The organism is Curtobacterium luteum, from assembly GCF_001475545.1.
Lineage (GTDB): Bacteria > Actinomycetota > Actinomycetes > Actinomycetales > Microbacteriaceae > Curtobacterium > Curtobacterium luteum_A.
Window position 1 is genome coordinate 1 of record NZ_LDQC01000004.1, and the last position, 6,360, is coordinate 6,360.

General features: G+C 73.9%; 6 protein-coding genes. 4 read left to right on the plus strand and 2 right to left on the minus strand.

Annotated features, from left to right (window positions below; genetic code table 11):
* Positions 1-60: 60 nt before the first annotated feature.
* Positions 61-942, minus strand: a complete 882-nt coding sequence (locus NS184_RS00990) for a UbiA family prenyltransferase (protein ID WP_058724284.1) — start codon at positions 940-942, stop codon at positions 61-63.
* Complete coding sequence (locus tag NS184_RS00995; protein ID WP_152997988.1) at positions 939-1,865, minus strand: DMT family transporter; 927 nt, start codon at positions 1,863-1,865, stop codon at positions 939-941. Before NS184_RS00995 ends, NS184_RS00990 begins: the two co-directional genes overlap by 4 nt.
* Before the next feature lie 70 nt (positions 1,866-1,935).
* On the opposite strand from NS184_RS00995, the gene NS184_RS01000 reads away from it, so the two are divergent.
* The 4 genes from NS184_RS01000 to NS184_RS01015 form a co-directional block, all read left to right on the plus strand.
* The gene (locus NS184_RS01000) at positions 1,936-2,787 is read left to right on the plus strand and encodes a LysR family transcriptional regulator (protein ID WP_058724286.1); all 852 of its coding nucleotides are present in this window, start codon (positions 1,936-1,938) and stop codon (positions 2,785-2,787) included.
* Positions 2,788-2,841: 54 nt separating this feature from the next.
* A complete protein-coding gene (locus NS184_RS01005; protein WP_058724287.1) occupies positions 2,842-3,708 on the plus strand; it encodes a fructosamine kinase family protein in 867 nt (288 codons plus the stop codon).
* A gap of 56 nt (positions 3,709-3,764) precedes the next feature.
* Positions 3,765-5,975, plus strand: a complete 2,211-nt coding sequence (locus NS184_RS01010; protein WP_083513340.1) for an ArnT family glycosyltransferase — start codon at positions 3,765-3,767, stop codon at positions 5,973-5,975.
* Positions 5,976-6,007: 32 nt separating this feature from the next.
* Positions 6,008-6,360 (plus strand): response regulator (locus NS184_RS01015; RefSeq protein WP_152997989.1); only part of this gene is annotated, 353 nt, incomplete at its 3' end.

Here is a 6,360-nt window from a genome sequence, read left to right on the forward strand (position 1 = left end):
TCGGCGTCCGGACGGGCGGCACGACCGCCGCCGGACGAGCCGCCGACCGCGCCCCGCCGGTCAGGCGACGAGCCGCGCCCCCGCGACCGCGAGCTCGACGACGAGCACGAGCGACGACGCGATCACGAGGCGGAAGAGCGCGCGCGTCGGCCGACCGGCGAACACCAGCCGCACGCCGACCGCGGCCAACCCCACCACGACGACCGTGCCGACGACCGCGAGCACCGCGGCCGCCCCGCGCGCGGGGTCGGCCCCACCGAGCTGCCCACCGAGCACGAGCAGTGCCGCGACGACGAGCGCGACGAACGCGAGCACGCCCGAGCCGCGCAGCCCGAGGCGGTGCGGGAATCCCCGGACCCCGGTCGCGGCGTCGTCGAGCAGGTCCGGGAGGACGTTCGTGCAGTGGATCGCGACGCCGAACACCGCACCGGTCGCGACCGCCCACCACGCCGGCCAGGCTCCGCCGGCGCCACCGCCAGCACCACCGAAACCGGCTGCGACGGCGACGACGGGCAGCAGGCCGAACGCGACGACGAACGGTGCGACCGACCACACCGTCCGTTTGAGCCCTGCGTCGTAGACCCAGCCGGCGGCGACGAGGACGACGTGCGCGACGGCCGCGACCGGTCCGAGCAGGAGCGACAGCAGAACGGCGACCCCGGCGGTGACGTACGCAGCCGTCCGGACGGTCCCGACGGGGATCAGGCCTCCGGCGACGGGCTTGTCCGTCCGCCCGACCGCGCGGTCGCGGTCGGCGTCGATCCAGTCGTTGGCGAGGCCGATCGACAGCTGCCCGGCGACCACCGCGAGCGCGACGAGCACCACGAGCCACACCGGGTGCCCGACGGCCGCGGCGATCACGGTCGCGAGGACCGTCACCGTGATCGTCGGGCCGGGGTGCGACGACGCGAACAGCAGCCGCGCGGTCGAGGGGTGGCTCACCCCGCCGAGCGTACCGACGGCCGACTGCGCGCCGCACCGGGGCGCCGGCCGCGCAGCACACCGGAGGCGAGCGCGATGCCGAGCAGCACGACGAGCCCGCCCACCGGCTCGTTCCACCGCAGGGGCTCCCCGAGCACGAGGACCCCGAGGGCCACGCCGACCACCGGCGTCAGGTACGTCACGGTGGATGCGCGTCCCGCTCCCCACGCCCCGACCAACCGGGTGTTCCACGCGTAGGCCAGCCCCGTGCCGACCGCGCCGAGCGCGACCATCGCAGCCACGATCCTCCAGTCCAGCCGCACCGGACCCGTGGCGATGACGGGCGCGACGAGCAGCATGAGGACCGCCGCGAGCGAGAGCTGCACCGTGGCGACCGTCGTCGGGTCCTGCCCGCTGCCGACGCCGAAGCGGCGCAGCCAGGCGAGCCCGATGCCGTACGAGGCGGTCATGCCGAGCAGCGCGACCTGACCGGGGACCGTGGCGAGCACCGCGGGGTCACCGACGAGGTCCCACGGCCCGACGAGCACGAGGACGCCCACGATCCCGAGCACGATGCCGCCGAGCTGCCGACGACTGAGACGATCCGACGGCACGAGGACCGCGAGCGCGAGGAGCGTCATGATCGGCGTCGTCGCGTTGTAGATGCTCGCGAGCCCCGACGGCACCGTCTGCTCCGCCCAGGCCATGAGCGACGACGGCACCGCGTTGAGGAACACCGCCACGACGAGCAAGTGGCCCCAGACACGCGGTTCACGGGGCCACTTCCGGCGCGTCACGAGCAGCACGACCACGAGGGTCACCGCCCCGAGCACGGTGCGCACGGTGGCGACCTGCTGCGGCGCGAGACCCTCGAGGCCGATCTTCGCGAAGAAGAAGCTCGAGCCCCAGGTGAGGGCGACCAGGAGGTAGAGGAGGGCGTTCACGAGGGCTAGCATCGATCACCACCGCACATGTGTCGAACGCATGTCGCTCATGGAGTCATGAGGAGCACACATGACCGTCTCGATCCCCCAACTCCGGGCGTTCACGGCCACCGTCGACGCCGGGTCGTTCACCGGCGCGGCCGCGGCGCTCGGGGTCGGGCAGTCCGCCGTGTCGCACGCCGTGGCGGGGCTCGAGCGCGAGGTGGGCGGCGCGGTCGTGCACCGCGGCGGCGCCGCGACTCCCACGCCGCTCGGGGAACGCCTGCTCGCGCACGCCCGCAGCGCGGTCGCCTCCATCGACGCCCTGGAGGCAGTGGTCACCCCCGCCACGGCGCGCGGCACCGTGCGCCTCGCCGCCGTCCCCACGGTGTGCCAGGGCCTGCTCCCCCGGCTCCGCGAACTGTGGGCGGTGACGCTGCCGGACGTCGACGTCCAGGTGTACGAGGGCGACGACGACGAGATGCCGGAGTGGCTCGAGGGCGGGACCGTCGACGCGGCCGTGCTCGTGGACCCGTCACCGGTGCCGACGGGCGCGGCGGTCGTCGCGCGGGACGAGATGGCCGCCGTCGTGCGGCGGGACCACCCGCTCGCGGGTCAGGAGGCGCTGACGCTCGACGACCTGCACGAGGACGGGCTGGTCGCGGGCGGCGGCGGGTGCGAGGTGCAGATCCAGCGGCTGCACGAGCTCGACGGGCAGCCGTTCCGCTGGGCGCACCGGGTGCGGGAGATGAACACGATGTTCGGCATGATCCAGCGCGGTGAGGGCGTCTCGATCGTGCCGACACTCGGGCGCGGGATGCTGCCGGACGACCTCGTGATGCTGCCGCTCGAACGGCGGCTGACCCGGACGCTCGTGCTGAGCGGGCCGTCGTCACGGCCGTGGCACCCGTTGGCGCAGGCGCTCGTCGACGCCGTCGGGTGACGAGGGCGGCCCCGTGCTGTGACCGGCGCGGCCGGCGATCGGCAGGATGGACCGATGGCCGAGACGTACGTGAAGACCTTCACCGACCCCGACGAGGCGACTGCCGAGGCCGCCGGGCTGGAGTGGCTCGCCGAGGCCGAGGACGCCGGCGGCACCCGCATCGCCCGGGTCCTCGCGCACCCGGAGCCGCGCGTGCTGCACCTCGAGCAGATCAGTGACGGTGCCCCGACCCCGGAGCAGGCCGAGCGCTTCGGCCGGTCGCTCGCCCACACGCACGCGGCCGGTGCTCCGCACTGGGGCGCACCCTCGCCGGGGTTCCTGCAGCAGGGCTCGCTCCGGATGGGTCGTTCGCGGACGGCCTTCGTCTCGGCCGCGGACGCACCCGACACCTGGGGCGCGTTCTTCGCCGAGTACCGGATCCGCGACTACGTGTCCCGGATCGTCGACCAGGGCGGGTTCGACGGATCCGAGGCCGCGGTGTTCGAGCGGGTGGCCGGGCGGCTCGAGGACGGCGAGTTCGATTCGCCGCAGCCCGCGCTCGTCGGCGACGGTCCCGCCCGGTTGCACGGTGACCTCTGGGCCGGGAACGTCCTCTGGCCGACACCGGGGCAGCCGGTGGACGGCACGACCCCGACGGGCGCCGTGCTCATCGACGCGAACCCGCACGGCGGGCACGCCGAGACCGACCTCGCACTCCTCGGGCTGTTCGGCCTCCCGCGGCTCGAGACCGTCCTCGCGGCGTACGACGAGGAGTCCCCGCTCGCCGAGGGCTGGCAGGACCGCGTGGAGCTGCACCAGCTCGCGCCGCTGCTCCTGCACGTGTTCCTGTTCGGGCTGCTCGTACACCGGGGCGGCGCTCCGAGCAGCCCGCCGCTACGCGTGACCGCGGCAGTCCGCCTGATGCCGGGCAGCAGCTCTTAGGGAGCGCCAAGGTCCTCCATCGAAGGGTTCGGGGAACGTCCGGGAACCTCATCGTCATGACCACGTACCCGACCCCCGTGACCGATCGTCGCGAGCGTGCACACCCCGGAGCGACCGCCCGGGACCGCCGCTCGCCCCTCGCTCGCCTGTTCCTCGGCGAGCGCGAGGACGCCCGCTGGCTGCGGCCCGCGTTCTGGGCGCTCCTCGCCCTGACCGCCGTCGTGTACCTGTGGGACCTCAGCATCTCCGGGTACGCCAACAGCTTCTACGCCGCCGCCGTCCAGGCCGGCACGAAGTCCTGGGAGGCGTTCTTCTTCGGCTCGCTCGACTCGTCGAACTTCATCACCGTCGACAAGCCACCGGCCTCGCTGTGGGTGATGGTGCTGTCCGCCCGGCTCTTCGGCTTCTCGTCGTTCAGCCTCCTGCTCCCCCAGGCGCTCATGGCCGTCGGGTCGGTCGCGCTCGTGTGGGGCACGGTCCGCCGGACCCTCGCCCGCCTCGGCGCGACGACCGCGAACGTCGGGGCGCTCCTCGCCGGCTTCGTCGTCGCGGCGACCCCGGCGGCGGCGCTGATGTTCCGGTTCGACAACCCGGACGCGCTCCTCGTGCTGCTCATGACCGCCGGGGCGTACTGCACCGTGCGGGCGCTCCCCCGCGGCAGCTGGAAGTGGATCGCCCTCGCCGGGATCGCCCTCGGCTTCGCGTTCCTCACGAAGATGCTGCAGGGGCTCCTCGTCCTGCCGGCGTTCGGCCTGGTCTACCTGTTCGCCTCCCGGACGACCTGGGGGCGTCGTGCGATCGGGCTCGGGATCGCGGCGGTCTCGCTCGTGGTCTCGGCCGGCTGGTGGGTCGTGGCCGTGTGGCTCTGGCCGGCGGAATCCCGCCCGTACATCGGCGGATCGACGAACAACACCGTGCTCGACCTGGTGTTCGGCTACAACGGGCTCGGCCGCATCTTCGGCGGCGACGGGAACGCCGGCGGCGGGATGGGCGGCACCGCGGGCTCGTCGTTCGGCGGTTCGACCGGACTCGACCGCCTGTTCTCGTCCGAGATGGGCATCGAGATCTCGTGGCTCCTGCCCGCGGCGCTCCTCGCACTCGTCCTCGGCCTGGTGGTCGTCGGTCGGCGGCACCTCGGCGACCCGGTCCGCGTCGGCCTCGTGCTCTGGGGTGGCTGGCTCGTCGTCACCGGCCTGGTCTTCTCGTACATGTCCGGGACGATCCACCCGTACTACACGGTCGCCCTCGCCCCCGCGATCGCCGGCCTGGTCGGGACCGGCGGCGCCCTCCTCTGGAGCGTCCGTGAGCGGGTCATCGGACGTCTCGGCCTCGCCGGGATGATCGGCATCACCGCGTACTGGGGCTTCTGCCTCCTGAACGAGAACCCGACCTGGCTCCCCTGGCTCCGGTGGGTGGTACTCGTCGGCGGGCTCCTGTCCACCGCGGCGATCCTCGTCGGCAGCGTCCCCAGCCTCCGGAAGCTGGTGACGGTCGGCGTCCTGGCCGGCACGCTCTTCGGCCTCACCGGCACGACCGCGTACGCGCTCGCCACGACGACCGTCGCGCACTCCGGATCGATCCCGAGCGTCGGTCCGTCGGGCAGCGGCTCCGGCGGGATGGGCGGCACGGGCGGCGGTCAGCCGGGAGGCACGGGAGGCCCCGGCGGATCGGCCTCCGGTACCGACAGCGACAGCTCCGACAGCAGCACGGACGGCACCCAGCAGGGTCCCGGCGGCACGCCGCCGGGCGGGACCTCGGGCGAGGCACCGGAGGGCATGGACGGCGAGGCGCCCTCGATGCCGGACGGGACGTCCGGAGGCCAGGGCAGCACGGGCACGGGCTCCCAGGAGGGATCCGGCGACGCGACCTCCGACGGCGGGTCGGGGACGGGCCTCCAGGCCGGTGGCGGCGCGATGGGAGGCGGCGGCGCGGCGACGTCGTCGGCCCTGAAGAAGCTGCTGGAGTCCACGGACACGACCTGGGCCGCCGCGGTCAACGGCTCGCAGTCGGCCGCGCAGCTCGAGCTCGACACCGACACCGCCGTCATGGCGATCGGCGGCTGGTCGAGCGACCCGGCGCCCACGCTCGCCGAGTTCAAGGCGTACGTCGCCGAGGGCAAGATCGCGTACTACATCTCCTCCGGCTCCGGCGGCGGGATGGGCGGCGGCAGCTCCACGGCCTCGGCCATCCAGGAGTGGGTCGCGGCGAACTACAGCAGCACCACGGTCGGCGGATCGACGGTCTACGACCTGAGCAGCCAGAAGTGATGCACGACGAGGGCGCGGATAGGCTCGCCGACATGGCCAGCACCCCGCTGCAGCGCACCGACGGCTCCCCCGTCCGCGCCCTCGTCGTCGACGACGAGCACGCGCTCGCCGACGCCGTCGCCCTCGCGTTCGAGGGCGACGGCTGGGCCGTGCGGGCGGTGCACCGGGGGCGCGACGTGCTCTTCGCCGCCCGGGAGTTCCAGCCCGACGTCATCGTGCTCGACGTCATGCTGCCGGACATCGACGGGTTCGACGTGCTCGAACGGCTCCGCGACGCCCGGGACGACGTCCGCGTGTTGTTCCTCACCGCGCGGGACGCCCCCGAGGACCGGCTCGCCGGACTCACCGGCGGCGGTGACGACTACCTGACGACGGTCTCTAATAC

What these genes read in the sequence shown, in the direction of transcription:
- NS184_RS01000 (WP_058724286.1), top strand. Translation starts at nt 1,936, where the DNA reads ATGACCGTCTCGATCCCCCAACTCCGGGCGTTCACGGCCACCGTCGAC.
- NS184_RS01005 (WP_058724287.1), top strand. Translation starts at nt 2,842, where the DNA reads ATGGCCGAGACGTACGTGAAGACCTTCACCGACCCCGACGAGGCGACT.
- NS184_RS01010 (WP_083513340.1), top strand. Translation starts at nt 3,765, where the DNA reads ATGACCACGTACCCGACCCCCGTGACCGATCGTCGCGAGCGTGCACAC.